This is a genomic window from Ferrovibrio sp. MS7 (assembly GCF_038404985.1).
Lineage (GTDB): Bacteria > Pseudomonadota > Alphaproteobacteria > Ferrovibrionales > Ferrovibrionaceae > Ferrovibrio > Ferrovibrio plantarum.
Window position 1 is genome coordinate 744340 of record NZ_JBBKBA010000002.1, and the last position, 17469, is coordinate 761808.

General features: G+C 65.1%; 16 protein-coding genes. 12 read left to right on the plus strand and 4 right to left on the minus strand.

Features of this window, described 5'->3' with window-relative positions; all coding sequences use genetic code 11:
• Window positions 1–37 precede the first annotated feature (37 nt).
• From V6B08_RS16755 to V6B08_RS16790, 8 genes are read left to right on the plus strand one after another with little or no spacing between them, the layout of a single operon-like run.
• Window positions 38–727: a GntR family transcriptional regulator gene (locus V6B08_RS16755; protein ID WP_341982957.1), complete on the plus strand. Its 690-nt coding sequence runs from the start codon at window positions 38–40 to the stop codon at window positions 725–727.
• Window positions 728–733: 6 nt separating this feature from the next.
• Window positions 734–2551 (plus strand): gamma-glutamyltransferase family protein, encoded by a 1818-nt coding sequence (locus V6B08_RS16760; protein WP_341982959.1) that lies wholly within the window; start codon window positions 734–736, stop codon window positions 2549–2551.
• Between the two features lie 32 nt (window positions 2552–2583).
• Entirely contained in the window at window positions 2584–3318 is a 735-nt protein-coding gene (locus tag V6B08_RS16765) for a DUF1028 domain-containing protein (RefSeq protein ID WP_341982961.1), read from the plus strand.
• A complete protein-coding gene (locus V6B08_RS16770; protein WP_341982963.1) occupies window positions 3318–4283 on the plus strand; it encodes an ABC transporter ATP-binding protein in 966 nt (321 codons plus the stop codon). Before V6B08_RS16765 ends, V6B08_RS16770 begins: the two co-directional genes overlap by 1 nt.
• Window positions 4280–5350, plus strand: coding sequence for an ABC transporter ATP-binding protein (locus V6B08_RS16775; protein WP_341982965.1), 1071 nt, complete (start codon window positions 4280–4282; stop codon window positions 5348–5350). Before V6B08_RS16770 ends, V6B08_RS16775 begins: the two co-directional genes overlap by 4 nt.
• An 18-nt stretch (window positions 5351–5368) precedes the next feature.
• Window positions 5369–6871: an ABC transporter substrate-binding protein gene (locus V6B08_RS16780; RefSeq protein WP_341982967.1), complete on the plus strand. Its 1503-nt coding sequence runs from the start codon at window positions 5369–5371 to the stop codon at window positions 6869–6871.
• Window positions 6872–6919: 48 nt separating this feature from the next.
• The gene (locus V6B08_RS16785; protein WP_341982969.1) at window positions 6920–7861 is read left to right on the plus strand and encodes an ABC transporter permease; all 942 of its coding nucleotides are present in this window, start codon (window positions 6920–6922) and stop codon (window positions 7859–7861) included.
• On the plus strand, window positions 7858–8736 hold the full coding sequence (locus V6B08_RS16790; protein ID WP_341982971.1) for an ABC transporter permease: 879 nt from the start codon (window positions 7858–7860) through the stop codon (window positions 8734–8736). The genes V6B08_RS16785 and V6B08_RS16790 overlap by 4 nt, the downstream gene beginning before the upstream one ends.
• Before the next feature lie 87 nt (window positions 8737–8823).
• On the opposite strand, the gene V6B08_RS16795 is transcribed toward V6B08_RS16790, so the two are convergent.
• From V6B08_RS16795 to V6B08_RS16805, 3 genes are all read right to left on the minus strand, one after another.
• Complete coding sequence (locus V6B08_RS16795) at window positions 8824–10647, minus strand: ABC-F family ATP-binding cassette domain-containing protein (protein WP_341982973.1); 1824 nt, start codon at window positions 10645–10647, stop codon at window positions 8824–8826.
• Complete coding sequence (locus tag V6B08_RS16800) at window positions 10648–11667, minus strand: NADP-dependent oxidoreductase (protein ID WP_341982974.1); 1020 nt, start codon at window positions 11665–11667, stop codon at window positions 10648–10650.
• Between the two features lie 586 nt (window positions 11668–12253).
• Window positions 12254–12604 (minus strand): hypothetical protein, encoded by a 351-nt coding sequence (locus tag V6B08_RS16805; protein ID WP_341982975.1) that lies wholly within the window; start codon window positions 12602–12604, stop codon window positions 12254–12256.
• A gap of 311 nt (window positions 12605–12915) precedes the next feature.
• Between V6B08_RS16805 and V6B08_RS16810 the strand changes: the two genes are divergently transcribed.
• From V6B08_RS16810 to V6B08_RS16825, 4 genes are read left to right on the plus strand one after another with little or no spacing between them, the layout of a single operon-like run.
• Window positions 12916–13887: an aliphatic sulfonate ABC transporter substrate-binding protein gene (locus V6B08_RS16810; RefSeq protein WP_341982976.1), complete on the plus strand. Its 972-nt coding sequence runs from the start codon at window positions 12916–12918 to the stop codon at window positions 13885–13887.
• A gap of 4 nt (window positions 13888–13891) precedes the next feature.
• Complete coding sequence (locus tag V6B08_RS16815; RefSeq protein ID WP_341982977.1) at window positions 13892–14743, plus strand: ABC transporter permease; 852 nt, start codon at window positions 13892–13894, stop codon at window positions 14741–14743.
• On the plus strand, window positions 14743–15516 hold the full coding sequence (locus V6B08_RS16820) for an ABC transporter ATP-binding protein (protein WP_341982978.1): 774 nt from the start codon (window positions 14743–14745) through the stop codon (window positions 15514–15516). Before V6B08_RS16815 ends, V6B08_RS16820 begins: the two co-directional genes overlap by 1 nt.
• Before the next feature lie 43 nt (window positions 15517–15559).
• Window positions 15560–16087: an OsmC family protein gene (locus V6B08_RS16825; RefSeq protein WP_341982980.1), complete on the plus strand. Its 528-nt coding sequence runs from the start codon at window positions 15560–15562 to the stop codon at window positions 16085–16087.
• Between the two features lie 234 nt (window positions 16088–16321).
• Here the strand turns inward: V6B08_RS16825 and V6B08_RS16830 are convergent, their stop codons facing one another.
• Window positions 16322–17425 (minus strand): PQQ-dependent sugar dehydrogenase, encoded by a 1104-nt coding sequence (locus tag V6B08_RS16830; RefSeq protein WP_341982982.1) that lies wholly within the window; start codon window positions 17423–17425, stop codon window positions 16322–16324.
• Window positions 17426–17469: the final 44 nt, after the last annotated feature.

The window sequence follows — 17469 nt, forward strand, 5'->3', positions numbered from 1 at the left end:
CTTAAACGCCCCGCTCTTCTGCCGCTCCGGTAGCCCCATGAACGAGACCATCGCCCTCCGCTCTGCCGTGCTGAAACGCAGCACCACGACCGACGATGTGCGTGAGCGACTCGCCGACGAAATCCTGCTGGGACAGCTCGAACCCGGCTCCCGCCTGGACGAGCAGAGCCTGGCGCAGCGTTTCGGTGTGTCGCGCACGCCGGTACGCGAGGCCCTGAAGCAATTGGCCGTCACCGGGCTGGTCGAGGCCCGCCCGCATAAGGGCGTGGTGGTTTCGGCGGTGACGCCGGAACGCCTGGCGCAGATGTTCGAGGCCATGGCCGATCTGGAAGCCGCCTGCGCGCGGCATGCCGCCCTGCGCATGGACGATGCCGAGCGCCACGCCCTGGCCTCGCTGCATGCCCTGAGCCGCGAGGCGGCAACGGCGGGTGATTTCGAACGCTATGACCAGCTCAACCGCGATTTCCACGCCCTGATCCTGCGCGGCTGCCATAACGATTATCTGTCGGAAGCGGCACAAAGCCTGCGCCTGCGCGTTACGCCCTTCCGCCGCGCGCAATTCCTCAATCCGGCCCGCATCGAGGAATCCTACGCCGAGCATGAAGCCCTGGTGGCGGCCATTCTCGCGCGCGATGCCGATGCCGCCCAGGCCACCATGCGCGGCCATCTCGCCCAGGCCGGCGATGCCTCGGCCGAATTCCTCGCCCGTCCCAAACATCCGATCTGAATCAGCATGAGCAAAGAACCGCGCTTCACCACTCGCCCGGAAATTCGTGGCAATTTCGGCGTCGTCGCCTCCACCCACTGGATCGCGGCACAGGCCGCCATGGGCGTGCTGGAACGCGGCGGCAATGCCTTCGATGCCGCCGTCACCGCCGGCTTCGTGCTGCAGGTCGTGGAACCGCATCTCAACGGTGCCGGCGGCGACCTGCCGGCCCTGATCTGGGATGCCAGGCGGCAGAAGATGGAGGTGCTGTGCGGCCAGGGTCCTTCGCCTGCGGCCGCAAAGCCGGAGGCTTTCCGCAAGCTGGATCTGGCGCTGATTCCCGGCTCCGGCCTGCTGGCGCCCTGTGTGCCCGGCGCCATGGATGCCTGGCTGCTGATGCTGCGCGACCATGGCACCATCTCGGCCGCCGAGGCGCTGGCGCCCGCCATCCACTATGCCGGCCAGGGCTATCCGCTGGTGCATCGCATCGTCGATACCATCGCTACCGTGACCGAGCTGTTCCGCGACGAGTGGCAGAGTTCGGCGGCGATCTACCTGCCCAACGGCAACCTGCCGCGTCCGCTGCAGATGTTCCGCAATCCCGCTCTCGCTGCCTTCTACGAGAAGCTGGCCAAGATCGGCAGCGAAGCCTCGGGCAGCCGCGAAACCAGGATCGACGCCGTGCGCAAGGCCTGGAGCGAGGGCTTCGTCGCCGAACGCATCGACCGCTTCTGCCGCGAGACCGAGGCAATGGATGCCTCTGGCCGCCGCCATCGCGGCCTGCTCACCGGCGCCGACATGGCCGGCTGGCAGGCAAGCTGGGAAGCGCCGCTGACCTACGATTACAAGGGCTGGACGGTGGCAAAATGCGGCCCCTGGAGCCAGGGTCCGGCTTTCCTGCAGCAGCTCGCCTTGCTGCGTTATTTCGACCTCGACAAGATGGACCCGGCGGGGCCGGATTTCGTGCATGTGGTGACGGAAGCGACCAAGCTCGCCTTCGCCGACCGCGAAGCCTGGTATGGCGATCCCAATGCGGTTGACGTGCCGATGCAGGCGCTGCTTTCCGACACCTACAATGCCAACCGCGCCAAGCTGATCGGCGAACGCGCCTCGCTGGAACTGCGCCCGGGCAATCCCGGCGGCGGCAGCGCAAAACTTGCCAGCGTGAAGGCGGATGTCGGCATGGCCGCTGGTGTTGGCGAGCCGACAGTGGGCAATCTCGATCCAGTGCCGAACAAGCGCGGCGCCGCCAGTGGCGATACCTGCCATGTCGATGTGATCGATCGCTGGGGCAACATGGTGGCGGCGACGCCATCGGGCGGCTGGCTGCAAAGCTCGCCGGTGATCCCGGAATTCGGCTTCTGCCTCGGCACCAGGGCGCAGATGTTCTGGCTGGAAGAAGGCCTGCCCAATTCCCTGCGACCGAATGTGCGCCCGCGCACCACGCTGTCGCCCTCGATGGCGCTGAAGGATGGCCAGCCGGCGATGGCGTTCGGCACACCGGGTGGCGATCAGCAGGACCAGTGGTCGCCGCAGCTTTTCCTCAAGATTGCGCATCATGGCCTGAACCTGCAGGAAGCCATCGACAACCCGGCCTTCCATTCCGAGCATTTCCCCTCCTCCTTCTATCCGCGCAAGGCCAAGCCCGGTTTCCTGGCGCTGGAGGGCCGTTTCCCCAAGGCGACGGTGGAAGAACTGCGCCGCCGTGGCCATGATGTGCATGTCGGCGGCGACTGGTCGGAAGGCCGGCTCTGCGCCACCGCCATCGAGCAGACGCCGGAAGGCACCGTGCTGAAGGCCGGCGCCAATCCGCGCGGCATGCAGGGCTACGCGGTGGGACGATGAGCAGGCGCGGCGATGAAGGGGAACGCTGACCGATGACCTGGTCGATCGTCGCCCGCGATCCTGCTTCCGGCGCCTTCGGCGTCGCCGTCACCACCAAATTCTTCGCCGTCGGCGCGCTCTGCCCGCATGCCGCCAGCCAGACCGGCGCACTGGCAACCCAGGCACTGGTGAACCCGACCTGGGGACCGCGCGGCCTGGCCTTGCTGCGCGAAGGTGCACCGGCCCAAGCCGTGCTGGATCAGCTCGTGGCTTCTGACGAGGGCCGCGCCACGCGGCAATTGCATCTCGTCGACAGCCATGGCCGCGTGGCGCAGCATACCGGTGCCGACTGTATCGGCTGGTGCGGCCATGTGGCAGGCAAAGGCTTCTCGGTGGCCGGCAACATGCTGGCTGGTGAAGCCGTGATTGCGGCCACAGCCCAGAGTTTTGCCAACTCAGCCAAGTCCTTCGCGGAACGGCTGATTGACGCATTGGATGCCGGCCAGGCAGAAGGCGGCGACAAGCGCGGCAAGCAATCTGCCGCACTGATTGTCTATGGCGAGGAAGACTATCCGGAAGTGTCGCTGCGGGTGGACGACCATGCCGAGCCACTCATCGAACTGCGCCGGCTTTATGAACTCTCGCAGGGGCGTTTTGCCGCCTTCCGCAAGTTCATGGCGACGCGCGCCAATCCCTCCGGCATCTACGACCGCGCGGTGATCGAGGCCGAGGCACAGAGGCTGGAGGCGCAAGCCCAGTTGGATGCGCAAGCCCAGGGAGCGGCCTGATGGCTTTGCTCGAAGTCGAGAACCTGCACACCTATTTCCAGGTCGATGGCGGCGAATTCCGTGCCGTCGAAGGCGTCAGCTTCCAGGTCGAATCCGGGCGCACGCTTGGCATCGTCGGCGAGAGCGGTTGCGGCAAATCGGTCACCTCGCTTAGCGTGATGGGGCTGCTGGCCAAGCCGGCCGGCCGCATCGCGCAAGGCGCCATCCGCTTCGATGGCACCGATCTGCTGGCTTTGCCTGATGCCGCGATGCGCGACCTGCGCGGCAACCGGCTGGCGATGATCTTCCAGGAACCGATGACCTCGCTGAACCCGGCCTATACCATCGGCGACCAGATCATGGAGGGCCTGCAGCGGCACCGCAACCTCTCGCCGGCCGAGGCCCGCGCCCAGGCCATCGAGATGCTGCGCCGCGTGCGCATTCCAGCGCCGGAACAGCGCGTCGACGATTATCCGCACAAGCTTTCCGGCGGCATGCGCCAGCGCGCCATGATCGCCATGGCACTGGCCTGCGGCCCGCAATTGCTGATCGCCGATGAACCGACCACGGCGCTGGACGTGACCGTGCAGGCGCAGATCCTGGACCTACTGCGCGACCTGCAGCACGATTTCGGCACCGCCATCATGCTGATCAGCCACGATCTCGGCGTCATCGCCGAAATGGCCGACAGCGTGGCGGTGATGTATGCCGGCCGCGTGGTCGAGGAAGCCCCGGTGGCGGCCTTGTTCGACGCACCGCAGCACCCCTACACCATCGGCCTGCTCGGCTCGATCCCTCGGCTTGAAACCGAACAGGAGCGCCTTGCCGCCATCGAGGGCAGCGTGCCGGATCCGATGAATCCACCGCAGGGCTGCCGCTTTCATCCGCGCTGCCCGTTTGCCGATGCCGAATGCCTGCAGACCGAGCCAGCCTTGCGCGACATGGCGCCCGGCCATCGCGTCGCCTGCTGGAAAGCACCGCTATGACCGCCTTGCTGGAAGTCGAGAATCTGTCGAAGCGTTTCACCGCGCGCAGCAACTGGTATGGCAAGCCGACGGCTTATCTCAGCGCCGTGGACGACATCAGCTTCACGCTCGATGCCGGCGAAACCCTGGGCATCGTCGGCGAATCCGGCTGCGGCAAGTCCACCACCGGACGGCTTGTGCTGCGGCTGCTGGAAGCCTCGGCTGGCCGCATCCGCTACGATGGCCGCGACATCACGGCGCTGGAAGGCGAGCAGCTCCGCGCACTCCGCCGCGACATGCAGCTGGTATTCCAGGACCCCTATGCCTCGCTCAATCCGCGCATGACGGTGGCCGATATCCTCACCGAGCCGCTGATGCTGCATGGCCTGGTGCCGCCGGCGAAGCGGCCGGAGCGCGTGGCGGAACTGCTGCGCCTGGTCGGCCTGAGCCCGGATCATGCGCGGCGCTATCCGCATGAATTCTCCGGCGGCCAGCGCCAGCGCATCGGCATCGCCCGCGCGCTCGCGGTGGAGCCGAACCTGATCGTCTGCGACGAAGCGGTATCGGCTCTGGACGTTTCGGTGCAGGCACAGGTACTGAACCTGCTGCGCGACCTGCAGCGGCGGCTGAACCTCGCCTATATCTTCATCGCCCACGACCTGGCCGTGGTGCGCCATATCGCCGACCGCGTGGCCGTGATGTATCTCGGCCGCATCGTCGAGATCGCGCCGACGCGGCAATTGTTCAGCCAGCCGCGCCATCCCTATACCCGCGCGCTGCTCTCGGCGATTCCGGTGCCCAATCCGCAGGCTAACCGCCAGCGCAGCATCCTGGCCGGCGATGTGCCAAGCCCGATCAACCCGCCAAGCGGCTGCCGCTTCCACACCCGCTGCGCTTTCGCCAGCCCGCGTTGCAGCCAGGAAGCCCCGGTGCTGGAAGATGGCGTCGCCTGCCATCACTGGCGTGAGCTGCCTGCCGCCGCGCCGCTGCCATCCGAAGGCAGCACAGCCGGTGCCGAGCGGCTGCGCCGCTTGCAGGCCAAATTCCTTGAACCAGTCCGTTCTCTTGAAATCAGTACGCAACCGTAAAAACGGAGGAACAACACGATGCTTAAGCGAACCCTATTTGCTGCTCTGCTCGCCAGCGCCATGGCAATGCCGGCGGCGGCGCAGACGCTGAAATTCGGCCTTGCCGAGGACCCGGATGCCCTTGATCCGACGCTGGCCCGCACTTTCGTCAGCCGCGTGGTGTTCTCCGCGCTGTGCGACAAGCTTGTGGATATCGCCCCGGATCTTTCCGTGGTGCCGCAGCTTGCCACCGAGTGGTCCTGGTCGGCCGACAACAAGGCGCTGACCATGAAGCTGCGCCCCGGCGTCACCTTCCATGACGGCGAGAAGTTCGACGCCGAGGCCGTGAAGTACAATATCGAACGGCACAAGACCATGCAGGGCTCGCAGCGCCGTGGCGAACTCTCGGCGGTCACCACCGTCGATGTGGTCGACCCGCTGACTGTGAAGATCAACACCACGGCACCCTTCGCGCCTTTGCTCGCCACGCTGACCGACCGCGCCGGCATGATGATCTCGCCGAAGGCCGGTGCCGCGCTCGGCGACAAGTTCGCCACCGCCCCGGTCTGCGCCGGTCCGTTCAAATTCGTCGAGCGCGTGGCGCAGGACCGCATCGTGGTCGAGAAGTATGACGGCTACTGGAACAAGGCCAATGTGCATTTCTCGCGCATCGAGTTCCGGCCCTTCATCGACGCCACCGTGCGCTTCGCCAACCTGCGTTCCGGCCAGCTTGACATCCTGGAGCGCCTGGCTGCCACCGACGCGGCAGCGGTGCAGAAGGACAAGAAGCTGAAATTCGGCTCCATCACCGAGATCGGCTATTACGGCATAACCATCAATATCGGCAAGAGCGACAAGGCCAAGTCGCCGATCGGCTCCAATGCCAAGATCCGCGAGGCGCTGGAACTCTCGCTCGACCGCCAGGGCATCAACCAGGTGGTGTTCGATGGCCTGGCCACGCCGGGCAACCAGTGGGTGGCACCGAGCAATGCCAACTACGCCAAGTCGGTGCCGGTGCCGAAGCGTGATGTGGCCAAGGCGAAGCAGTTGCTGAAGGAGGCCGGCAATCCGAACCCGGTGGTGAACCTGGTGACGCCGACCACCACCGATGCCCGCAACATCGCCCAGGTGGTGCAGGCGATGGCGAAGGAAGCCGGCTTCGATGTCCGCATCCAGGCCACCGAATTCGCCACTTCCCTCAACATGGCCGACAAGGGCGACTTCGAGGCCTATATCCTGGCCTGGAGCGGCCGCCCCGATCCGGACGGCAACCTCTACAGCTTCCATGCCTGCAAGCAGCCGCTGAACTATTCCGGCCTGTGCAATCCGGCGCTGGACGAGGTGCTGAACGACAGCCGGCTGACCACCGACATCGCCCAGCGCCGCAAGGCCTGGGACAGCGCGGCGAAGATCGTGCTGGCCGAACGCCCGATCATCTACCTGCTGCATCGCAAGTGGCTGTGGGCCTATAACGCCAAGCTGACCGGCTTCAAGGAATATCCGGACGGCCTGCTGCGTTTCACCGGCATGAAGCTGAGCTGATAAGGGTAAGGAGCGGCGGGTGCGGGCAACCGCATCCGCCGGTTTCACATGCTGCGTTTCCTGGTCCGCCGTATCGCCATCCTGCTGCCGACACTGCTGTTCGTGTCGATCATCATTTTCGGGCTGCAGCAATTGCTGCCCGGCGATCCCGCCATTGCCATGGCCGGCGAGGAGCGCGACCCCGAGACCATCGAGCAGATCCGCGAGAAGTACAATCTGAACAAGCCGATTCCGGTGCGCTACTGGCTGTGGATCAGCGGCGTGCTGCAGGGCGATTTCGGCGAATCGATCCGCATCCAGTTGCCGGTCTCGCAGTTGCTGGTGGAGAAACTGCCCGTCACCATCGAACTCGCCGTGCTGGCGATGCTGGTGGCGCTCAGCATCGGCATTCCCGCCGGGATCATCTCGGCGCTCTATAACGGCCGCTGGGCCGACTACGTTGCCAACGTGGTCGGCCTCTGGGGCCTCTCGACGCCGAATTTCTGGCTCGGCATCATGATGATCCTGCTGTTCTCGGTCGAACTCGGCTGGCTGCCGGCATCCGGCTATGTCGAGCCCGGCGAGGATTTGCTCGGTAACTTGCAAGCCATGATCATGCCGGCCTTCGTGCTCGGCACCGGCATCGCGGCGGTGATGATGCGCCACACCCGCAGTGCCATGCTGCAGGTGCTGAGCAGCGACTATATCCGCACCGCGCGGGCCAAGGGCCTCTATGAGCGCATGGTGATTTTCAAGCACGCATTGCGCAATGCCGCCGTGCCGGTGATCACGCTGGGCGCGCTGGAATTCGGGCAGTTGCTGTCCGGTGCCGTGCTCACCGAGCAGATTTTCTCCATCCCCGGCTTCGGCAAGCTGATCGTGGATGCGGTGTTCAACCGCGACTATGCGGTGGTTCAGGGCGTCGTGCTCTGCACCGCGACGGCCTATATCCTGCTGAACCTGCTGGCCGATATCGCCTACTTCCTGGTCAATCCGAGGCTGCGGTCATGAGCGCGGCAACTGTCCCGATACAAAAAGTCCGCGAGGAAAGCCCGACGCGGCGTGCCTTCCGCCGCCTGCTGCGGCGCAAGGGCGCCGTGGTCGGCCTGGTGGTGGTCTGCCTGTTCGTCATCATTGCCGCCTTCGCCGATTTCGTCGCGCCCTATGATCCGATTGCCGCCGACTGGAGCGCCTTGCGCGGCGCACCAAGTTGGGCGCATCCCTTCGGCGGCGATGAATTGGGCCGCGACGTGCTGAGCCGCGTGATCCATGGCGCGCGTGCCTCGCTGCTGGCCGGTGTCATCTCGGTGGCGCTGGCGCTGCTGCTCGGCATCCCCATCGGGCTATTGTCCGGCTATGCTGGCGGGCTATTGGACGGCATCATCATGCGCATCATCGATGCCATGCTGGCGGTGCCGTTCCTGATCCTGGCCATCGCGCTGGCCGCCTTCCTCGGCCCCAGCCTGACCAACGCCATGATCGCCATTGGCCTCTCGGCAACACCGATCTTCGTGCGCCTGACCCGCGCCCAGGTGCAGGCCGTGATGGTGGAAGACTATATCGAGGCGGCGCGTGCCGTGGGCAATCCGCCGGCCCGCATCGCCTTCCGCCATGTGCTGCCGAATATCGTGCCGGCGCTGATGGTGCAGGCGACACTGACCATCGCGTCCGCCATCATCGCCGAAGCCAGCCTGTCTTTCCTCGGGCTGGGACAGCAGCCGCCCTCCCCAAGCTGGGGCAGCATGCTTAACTCGGCGAAGGATTTCTTGAGCCAGGCGCCGTGGATGGCGGTGTGGCCCGGCATCTCGATCTTCGTTGTGGTGCTGTCCTTCAACCTGCTCGGCGATGGCCTGCGCGACGCGCTTGATCCCCGGCATCGGGGATAGAGGCGGCATGAGATGCGCGGATCAAGTCCGCGCATGACGAGATACTAATATAGGTCGTCATCGCCGGGCTTGACCCGGCGATCTCCCTCAAGCCTCCAACTCCTCGCGCAGCATTTCGAGCCGCAGCCATTCCTCCTCGGCCTCGGCGAGCCCGGCCTGGGCTGCATCAAGCGCAGCGGCAGCCTTGGCGAAGGCAGCGGCATCGCGGCTGAACAGCTTCGGGTCGGCGAGCTTGGCCTGCGCTGCGACGATCTCGGCCTGCAACTGCTCCATGCGCTTGGGCAGGGTTTCGAGCGCATGCTTCTCCTTGAAGCTGAGCTTGCGCTTGCGTTCGCTCTGCTGTGCTGCCGGCGCCTTCTCAGGCTTCTCAGGCTTCTCAGGCTTCTCAGCCTTCTCCGCTGCCGCGCGCTTGGCGGTGACGCCCTGGCCGCGCTGCGTCGCCATGTCGGAATAGCCGCCAGGATAGAGCTGCCAGCGGCCCTCGCCCTCGAAGCCCAGCACGGCGGTGCAGGTGCGGTCGAGGAAATCGCGGTCATGGCTGACCAGCAGCACCGTGCCGGGATACTCGCCGATCATCTCTTGCAGCAAATCCAGGGTCTCGAGGTCGAGATCGTTGGTCGGCTCGTCCAGCACCAGCAGGTTGGAGGGCAAAGCCAGCGCACGCGCCAGCATCAGCCGGCCGCGTTCGCCGCCTGAGAGCACACCCACCGGGGTGCGCGCCTGTTCCGGGCCAAAGAGGAAATCCTTCATGTAGCCGATGACATGGCGCAAGCTGTCGCCGACCCGCACCTGATCGCCGCGCCCGCCGGTCAGCGTGTCGGCCAGCGTCATATTCGGATCCAGCGCCTCGCGCTTCTGATCCAGCGTCACCATCTGCAGATTGGCGCCGAGCTTGATCTTGCCCTGGTCCGGCGGCATGGCGCCGGTGAGCAGGTTGATCAGCGTGGTCTTGCCGGCGCCATTCGGCCCGACAATGCCGAGCCGGTCGCCGCGCCGCACGCGGACGCTGACATCGCGGATCACCACATTGTCGCCATAGCTCTTTGAGATAGTTTCCGCATCCACCACCAGCTTGGCCGAAAGCTCGGCCTCGGTGACGGTGAAGTTGACCGCGCCGGCAACTTTCCGCTGATCGCGGCGCTCTTTGCGCAAATCCTGCAAGCCACGCAGGCGGCCCATGTTGCGCTTGCGCCGGGCGGTGACGCCATAGCGCAGCCAGTCGAGTTCGGCAGCGATCTTGCGGTCGAGCTTGTGGCGTTCAAGCTCCTCCTGCTCCAGCCAGGTGTCGCGCCAGGCCTCGAAAGCGGCGAAGCCCTGGTCCAACGCGCGGGTCTCGCCGCGATCCAGCCACAGCGTGCGCCGCGTCAGGTTGCTCAAGAAACGCCGGTCATGGCTGATCAGCACCAGGGCGGAATTCATGCCCGCAAGTTCGCGCTCGAGCCATTCGATGGCCGGGAGATCAAGATGGTTGGTCGGCTCATCCAGCAGCAGGATATCCGGGCTGGGCGCGAGCGTGCGGGCCAGGGCCGCGCGCCGTGCCTCGCCGCCGGAAAGCCTTGCTGGGTCTTCCTCGCCGCTCAGGCCGAGATGACTCAGCAGGGTGCGGGCGCGATGCGCGTCGTCGCCCGGTGCAAGGCCAGCCTCGACATAGGCGAGTACCGTATTGAAGCCACGGAAATCAGGCTCCTGCGGCAGGTAGCGCAGGGTCACGCCCTGCTGCAGGGCACGCTCGCCTTTGTCCGGCTGCACGATGCCGGCGGCGATCTTCAGCAGCGTCGACTTGCCCGAGCCGTTGCGTCCGACCAGGCAGAGGCGATCATTCGGCAGCACGGAAAATTCGGCGCCCGACAGCAAGGCCGGGCCGCCGAAACTCAACTGCACATCACGCAGGATAAGAAGCGGAGCAGCCACTTACTTGGGTTCCGGGCCGATACGAACCTGCATCTTGCCGAAATTGTCGCCGCGCAGCATGCCGGCGAAGGCGTTTGCGGCATTCTCGATGCCATCGACGATATCCTCGCGATACTTGATCTGGCCGGATTTCAGCCAGGCCGCCATGCGCGGCAGGGCGATATGGTAGCGCGAGACATAATCGAACACGATGAAGCCGCGCATGGTGACACGGCGGCCGACGAACAGGCCGAGCAGGCGCGGGCCCATTTCCGGCTGCGCCAGGCTGGTCTGCGATACCGAACCGCAGAGCGCGATGCGGCCGAAGAAATTCATCTGCTTGAACACCGCATCGGCGACCGCGCCGCCGACATTGTCGAAATAGACATCGACGCCGCCGGGCGCCGCCGCCTTCAAGGCCGCGTCAAGGTCGGCGCCCTTGTAATCGACGCAGGCATCGAAGCCGAGACTCTTCACGAACTCACATTTCTTCGCACCACCGGCAATGCCGACAACGCGGCAGCCGGCGATCTTGGCGAGCTGGCCCACTGCCTGGCCGACGGCGCCGGAGGCAGCTGAGACCACCACGGTCTCGCCGGCCTTTACGCCTGCGACATCGAACAGGCCGAAATAGGCGGTCATGCCCGGCATGCCAAGGATCGAGTTCGACCACGAGATCGGGCCGAGGCTGGTGTCGATCTTGCGCAGCTCACCGGCCTGGGCGATGGCGTATTCCTGCCAGCCGAGGCTGCCTTCCACGATCTCGCCCGGCTTGAAATCGGGATGCTCGGAGGCCACCACCTCGCCGACGATGCCGCCGGCCATCACACCGCCGATGGCGACCGGCGGGGCATAGGACGGCACATCCTTCATGCGGCCGCGCATATAGGGATCGAGCGAGAGATAGATCGCGCGCACCAGGATTTCGCGATGCTTTGGCTGCGGCATCGGCACGGTCTCGAGCCGGAAGTCATTGCCGCTCACCTCGGCGGGCGGACGGGCGGCAAGCACGACACGGCGATAGCTGGCGGGCAGGGACATGGAATCCTCTCCGGAAGGTCGTTTTCTGGTGGCCGCAATCTAGGGCGATGGCCCCCAATCTCATAGTATTTGGGGGCTCCTAGTATTTGGGGGCTCCCAGTATTTGGCAGTGCCCGGCGTTCGGCTGGCGCGTGATCGCGCTTATCCCGGCTTATTTCTCCTTATTCGTTCTTATTTTTCCTTATTTCTCCTTATTCCGGCTTATTTCACCTTATTCTGCCTGAGCCAAAACAGGCGGTTTTGCCGGTTTTCCAGAATAAACCCTCAGCATATTTTCCCATCATGCTCTTATTTGAAAAGCCAGCATCATTTGCTGGCCCACGCCCACAGTATCGCCCGCGCCCGCATTGTCGCTTGTCGCCTGCTTCAATTTACCCTCCCAAAGCTTCCGCCTTGTTCCCGGACATTCGCAGGTTTTTGTCACAGCTCATGCCGCTGCGGCTGACCGGGTTTGAAGCATAGCACAATGTTCGATAATTGTTCCAGAAAAATTGGGCGGCTAACCATCCCGATCCCCCTCGCGTCATGCCCAGACGAAGCCAGGTAAATGCTGCGCTGAATGACCCGATGGTCGGTCTGCGCCAGCCTATTGCTTCTCGCAGACGGCGATATCCTGGGAGCCGAGATGGCAGACCAGGCCATTGGTGGCATCGAAGGTGTTGTAGGAGCGCCGTCGCACCGAGATGCCGGTGGAAAAGCGGATGCCGCCGGCGGAACTACGCCATGCGGTTATCCCATTGGAAAAACGGTAATTGCCCTCCGCGTCCTTGCCCACTTCGGCAAAGTTAGTGAAGCGCAGCGTGTCGTCAGCAATCAATGCAGCGCCGAGGCCATTGGTGCAGACCGTGCCGCCCTCTTCCCGCAACCGGCAGAAAAACGGCTCCGCCTTACCGGACAGGATCATCGACAGGATGGCGACTTCCAGGATGCTGAACATGCTGCAGGATAGCAGTAAGCCGTCATGCCCGCGCAAGCGGGCATCCCATTTAACTTGTATTTCCGGTCAAAACCCAATGAGACCCTCTGTAAGCGCGCGAACGCCTCACGGCGTTCGTGAGCGCACAGGCCCGAAGGGCTGGCGCGAGGGTGACAGGTGTGAGGCGCGAGGGTGACGGCACGGGATAAGGAGAAATTATTTACATTAAATTTTGTATTTAGTTTTATTCATTCATTGTGATATGTGCATTCCCCGTAAGGTACGACCGCCGCCGGATAATCGAGCGGTTCAGACCTCTGGGGAGAGTAAAGATGATTAAGCTGTCTCGCCGACTGCTGCTGGGCGCCGCCGCCCTGCTCGGCCTTGCCGCCGCCGCCACGCCAAGCCTGGCGCAGGTGAAGGAAATCCGCATCGACTGGGCGACCTACAATCCGGTCGGCCTGGTGCTGAAGGACAAGGGCCTGCTGGAGCAGGAATTCAAGGCCGATGGCATCAACATCCGCTGGGTGCAGTCGCTGGGCTCGAACAAGGCGCTGGAATTCCTCAACGCCGACAGCCTTGATTTCGGCTCGACGGCGGGCGCCGCCGCGCTGATCGGCAAGATCAACGGCAACCCGATCCGCTCGGTCTATGTCTATTCGCGGCCCGAATGGACCGCCCTGGTGGCGCCGAAGGGCAGCCCCATCACCAAGCCCGCCGACCTCAAGGGCAAGCGCATCGCCGTCACCCGCGGCACAGATCCGCATATCTTCCTGATCCAGGCGCTGGCCGGTGCCGGCCTGACCGAAAAGGATGTGAAGATCGTGCTGTTGCAGCACCCCGATGGCCGCCTGGCCTTGCAGCGCGGCGACGTGGATGCCTGGGCCGGCCTCGATCCGCTGATGGCCGCCGCCGAAGTGGATGAAGGCGCGACCCTGTTCTATCGCCGCCCGGAACTGAATAGCTGGGGCGTGCTGAATGTGCGCGAGGATTTCGCCGCCAAGAATCCGGCTTTGGTGAAGCGGGTGTTGGCGACCTACGAGAAGGCGCGCGAGCTGAGCCTCAAGGAGCCGGCGACCTTGAAGGCTTCGCTGCTCGCCGCAGCCAAGCTGCCGGAGCCGGTGATCGCACGCCAGCTTGAGCGCACCGACTTGTCTGAAAGCAAGATCGGCGACAAGCAGAAGAAGACCATCCTGGATGCCGGCATCGCCCTGCAGCAGGCCGGCGTGATCGAAGCCAAGGTGAATGTGAAGGCCGTGGTGGATGCGCTGATCGACGGCAGCTACTCCGTGGCTTCGCGCTAAGTCAATGGCGGCAGCGGAAGCGGAAATCGCGGCGGCGCCGGAAGGTGCCGCCGTTTCGCCAGCCAAGGCGGCGCCCCGGCGCCGCTTGCGTTTGGGCTGGGGCTGGCTGATCGGCCTGGTGCTGCCGCTTGGGCTGGCGCTGGGTTGGGAAGCCGCCGTTTCGCTCGGCCTGTCGCAAGGCCGCCTGCTGCCGCCGCCGAGCCGCGTCATTGCTACATTCGTTGCGCTGGCCGAAAGCGGCACGCTGTGGGGCCATGTGCTGGCGACGCTCGCCCGCGTCGGCGCCGGCTTCGGCCTCGGCACCCTGGCCGGCACCGTGATCGGCGCGCTGGCCGGCTATTCCGGGCTGGCCCGCCGCCTGCTCGATCCCAGCCTGCAGGGCCTGCGCTCGATCCCCTCGATTGCCTGGGTGCCTTTGTTCATCCTCTGGCTCGGCATTTTCGAGGCCTCCAAAATCGCGCTGATCGCGGTCGGCGTGTTCTTCCCGGTCTATCTCGGCGTGCTCGGCGGCATTCTTTCCGCCGATCGCAAGATCGTCGAGGTCGGCCGCATCTTCCGCCTCTCCGGCTTCGCCCTGGTGCGCCGCATCCTGCTGCCCTCGATCCTGCCCGCCTACGTCATCGCGCTGCGCTCCGGCCTCGGGCTTGGCTGGATGTTCGTGGTGGCGGCGGAATTCATGGGCGCGTCGGAGGGCTTGGGCTATCTGCTGGTGGATGGCCAGCAGCTTGGCAAGCCGGACCAGATCGTTGCCGCGATTCTTGCCTTCGCCATCCTCGGCAAGGCGGCGGATGCGCTGCTGGTGGCGCTGACCAAGCCGCTGCTGCGCTGGCAGGATGCCTATGCGGGGGGCCGCTGATGCTGAGCCTGCGCAACGTCACGAAAATCTATCCCAATGGCGAGCGCGCGCTCGACAATGTGAGCCTGGAAGTCGAGCAGGGCGAAATCCTCGCCGTGGTCGGCGGCTCCGGCTCGGGCAAGAGCACCCTGCTGCGCGCCATTGCCGGCCTCGATCCGGCTTCGTCCGGCGAAGTGCGCATCGACGGCGACAAGGTGACGGCACCGCATCCGCTGATCGGCCTGATCTTTCAGGAGCCGCGCCTGCTGCCCTGGCTGAAAGTGGCCGACAATATCGCCTTCGGTATCGCCGACCTGCCCGAGGCCGAACGCAAGCAGCGCGTTGAGCAGGCTTTGGTCCGCGTCGGCCTGCAGGGTGCGGCCGATAAGTGGCCGCGCGAGCTTTCCGGCGGCATGGCGCAGCGCGTGGCGATTGCCCGCGCCCTGGTGGCCCGGCCGCGCGTGCTGCTGCTGGACGAACCCTTTTCGGCGCTGGACGCCATGACGCGCGCCAGTTTGCAGGACCATCTGGTGGATCTGTGGCATTACGACCGCCCGACCATGGTGCTGGTGACGCATGATATCGAGGAAGCCCTGGTGCTGGCCGACCGCGTGGTGGTGCTGAGCCCGAAGCCGGGCCGCATCGACGCGGTGATCGACATGGCGTTGACCCGCCCGCGCGACCGCGATGGCGCCGATTTCGAGGCCATCAAGCGGCGGCTGCGCCAAGCGCTGGACCGCTCGCTGAAGCCCCGGCCAAGCGGCGAGGAACTGGCACCCGCGCTCGCGATCTGATCAAGTACCGCCCCAAACTTCAAGCAAGCAGTGAGGAAACATTATGGCCGCCCCCATCATCGATGCGGAGACGCTCCGCGCCATGCAGGCGCCGCTAAAGCAGCAATACCGCGACGCGCCGCAAGCCGCCTTCATCACCCTGAAGGCGGAAGGCCATGTCGATGACCAGGCGATTGCCTGCCGCGTCGATACCGCCCGCGCCGTGGCCGTGGCCGGCCTTCATCCCGCCACCGGCGGCAGCGGCATGGAACTCTGCTCCGGCGACATGCTGCTGGAAGCCCTGGTGGCCTGTGCCGGCGTGACGCTCAAGGCCGTCTCCACCGCCATCGGCGTGAATTTGAAGGATGCCAAGGTGGTGGCCGAGGGCGATCTCGATTTTCGCGGCACACTCGGCGTCGCCAAGGATGCCCCGGTCGGCTTTGCCGCCATCCGGCTGCGCTTCGAGATCGACACCGATGCCACGGAAGAACAGGTGGCGCAGCTCATCAAGCTGACCGAACGCTATTGCGTGGTGTTCCAGACCATCGCCGCCAAGCCGCAACTGGATGTGAGCGTGAAGCGCGCGGGGTAAGCGGCGGCGCCCTCAACACACACCACGCCCTCAACACACCGGCGTCATGCCCGGGCTTGACCCGGGCATCTCATGCCGCGTGACATCAACATTGCCATTGCTCGGTTGAAGATCCCCGGCTCAAGGCCGGGCATGACGACGTTGTATGGCGATTATCCGTCATGCCGGCGAAAGCCGGCATCCCGTTTTATCGGAAAAAATGGGACCCTCGCCTGCGCGAGGGTGACAATGACCCTAGTTCGCCGGCTCGATGCGCAGGATGCGGCCTTCCGGATTATCCGTGGCGAGATAGAGCAAGCCATCGGGTCCTGAGCGCACGTCGCGGTAATTCTCGCGGATCGCTTTCAGCATGGTTTCCTCGCGCACGACGCGGCCATTCTCGATTTCAAGCCGGTGCAGGGTGTTGAATTTCAGCGAGCCGACGAACAGGTTGCCGCGCCAGAAGGGCAGCTTGTCGCCGGCATAGAAGGCCATCCCGGCCGGCGCGATTGATGGCGTCCAGTGCAGCAAAGGCTGCTCCATGCCGGCCTTGTGCGTGCCTTCGCCGATCTTGGCTCCATTGTAGTCGATGCCATGGGTGATCACCGGCCAGCCGTAATTCAAGCCAGCGCGCGGCAGGTTCACTTCATCGCCGCCCTGGGCGCCGTGTTCGTGCAGCCATAGCACACCGGTCTCGGGATGCCGCGTGAAGCCCTGGATGTTGCGGTGGCCGTAGGAGAAGATTTCCGGCAGCACGCCGGCGCGGTTGACGAAGGGATTATCCGCCGGCACGCGGCCATCGCGCTCAATGCGGATCACCTTGCCGAGATGGTTGCCCAGATTCTGCGCCTCGTCGCGGCGGTAGCGTTCGCCCAAGCCGAGATAGAGCAGCCCCTGGCCATCGAATACGATGCGCGAGCCGAAATGCAAACCGCCGGAAAGTTTCGGCATCTGGCGGAAGATCACTTGCGTATCGGCAAGGCCGCCATCGGTGAGGCGGCCACGCGCCAAAGCCGTGCCGGCGCCGCCCTCGCCACTTTCGGCGAAACTTAAATACACAGTGCGGTTGGCGGCGAAATCGGGATCGAGTGCCACATCCAGCAAACCGCCCTGGCCGGAATTGTAGACCCGCGGCACGCCGGAAAGCGGCGGCGACAGCACGCCATCGCGGATGATGCGCAGCCGGCCGGGCCGCTCCGTCACCAGCAGCGCGCCATCGGGCAGGAAGGCGATGGCCCAGGGCATTTCCAGGCCGCGTGCCACCGTCACCACCCGCACCGGCCCCTTCTCGGTCGGCACCACCTGGGCGGACAGGGGCGCAGCCAACAGCAACAACAGAGCCAGCAGGGCGGCGCGCATTCCTTCCTCCATCAACATCGGCGCAAGAAGCGGGAAGCGCCGAC

Excerpts from the sequence above, each read along its gene's own strand:
- V6B08_RS16775 (WP_341982965.1), top strand. The coding sequence starts at position 4,280 with ATGACCGCCTTGCTGGAAGTCGAGAATCTGTCGAAGCGTTTCACCGCG.
- V6B08_RS16810 (WP_341982976.1), top strand. The coding sequence starts at position 12,916 with ATGATTAAGCTGTCTCGCCGACTGCTGCTGGGCGCCGCCGCCCTGCTC.
- V6B08_RS16805 (WP_341982975.1), bottom strand. The coding sequence starts at position 12,604 with ATGTTCAGCATCCTGGAAGTCGCCATCCTGTCGATGATCCTGTCCGGT.
- V6B08_RS16765 (WP_341982961.1), top strand. The coding sequence starts at position 2,584 with ATGACCTGGTCGATCGTCGCCCGCGATCCTGCTTCCGGCGCCTTCGGC.
- V6B08_RS16760 (WP_341982959.1), top strand. The coding sequence starts at position 734 with ATGAGCAAAGAACCGCGCTTCACCACTCGCCCGGAAATTCGTGGCAAT.
- V6B08_RS16830 (WP_341982982.1), bottom strand. The coding sequence starts at position 17,425 with ATGCGCGCCGCCCTGCTGGCTCTGTTGTTGCTGTTGGCTGCGCCCCTG.
- V6B08_RS16785 (WP_341982969.1), top strand. The coding sequence starts at position 6,920 with ATGCTGCGTTTCCTGGTCCGCCGTATCGCCATCCTGCTGCCGACACTG.
- V6B08_RS16815 (WP_341982977.1), top strand. The coding sequence starts at position 13,892 with ATGGCGGCAGCGGAAGCGGAAATCGCGGCGGCGCCGGAAGGTGCCGCC.
- V6B08_RS16770 (WP_341982963.1), top strand. The coding sequence starts at position 3,318 with ATGGCTTTGCTCGAAGTCGAGAACCTGCACACCTATTTCCAGGTCGAT.
- V6B08_RS16755 (WP_341982957.1), top strand. The coding sequence starts at position 38 with ATGAACGAGACCATCGCCCTCCGCTCTGCCGTGCTGAAACGCAGCACC.
- V6B08_RS16780 (WP_341982967.1), top strand. The coding sequence starts at position 5,369 with ATGCTTAAGCGAACCCTATTTGCTGCTCTGCTCGCCAGCGCCATGGCA.
- V6B08_RS16800 (WP_341982974.1), bottom strand. The coding sequence starts at position 11,667 with ATGTCCCTGCCCGCCAGCTATCGCCGTGTCGTGCTTGCCGCCCGTCCG.
- V6B08_RS16820 (WP_341982978.1), top strand. The coding sequence starts at position 14,743 with ATGCTGAGCCTGCGCAACGTCACGAAAATCTATCCCAATGGCGAGCGC.
- V6B08_RS16790 (WP_341982971.1), top strand. The coding sequence starts at position 7,858 with ATGAGCGCGGCAACTGTCCCGATACAAAAAGTCCGCGAGGAAAGCCCG.
- V6B08_RS16825 (WP_341982980.1), top strand. The coding sequence starts at position 15,560 with ATGGCCGCCCCCATCATCGATGCGGAGACGCTCCGCGCCATGCAGGCG.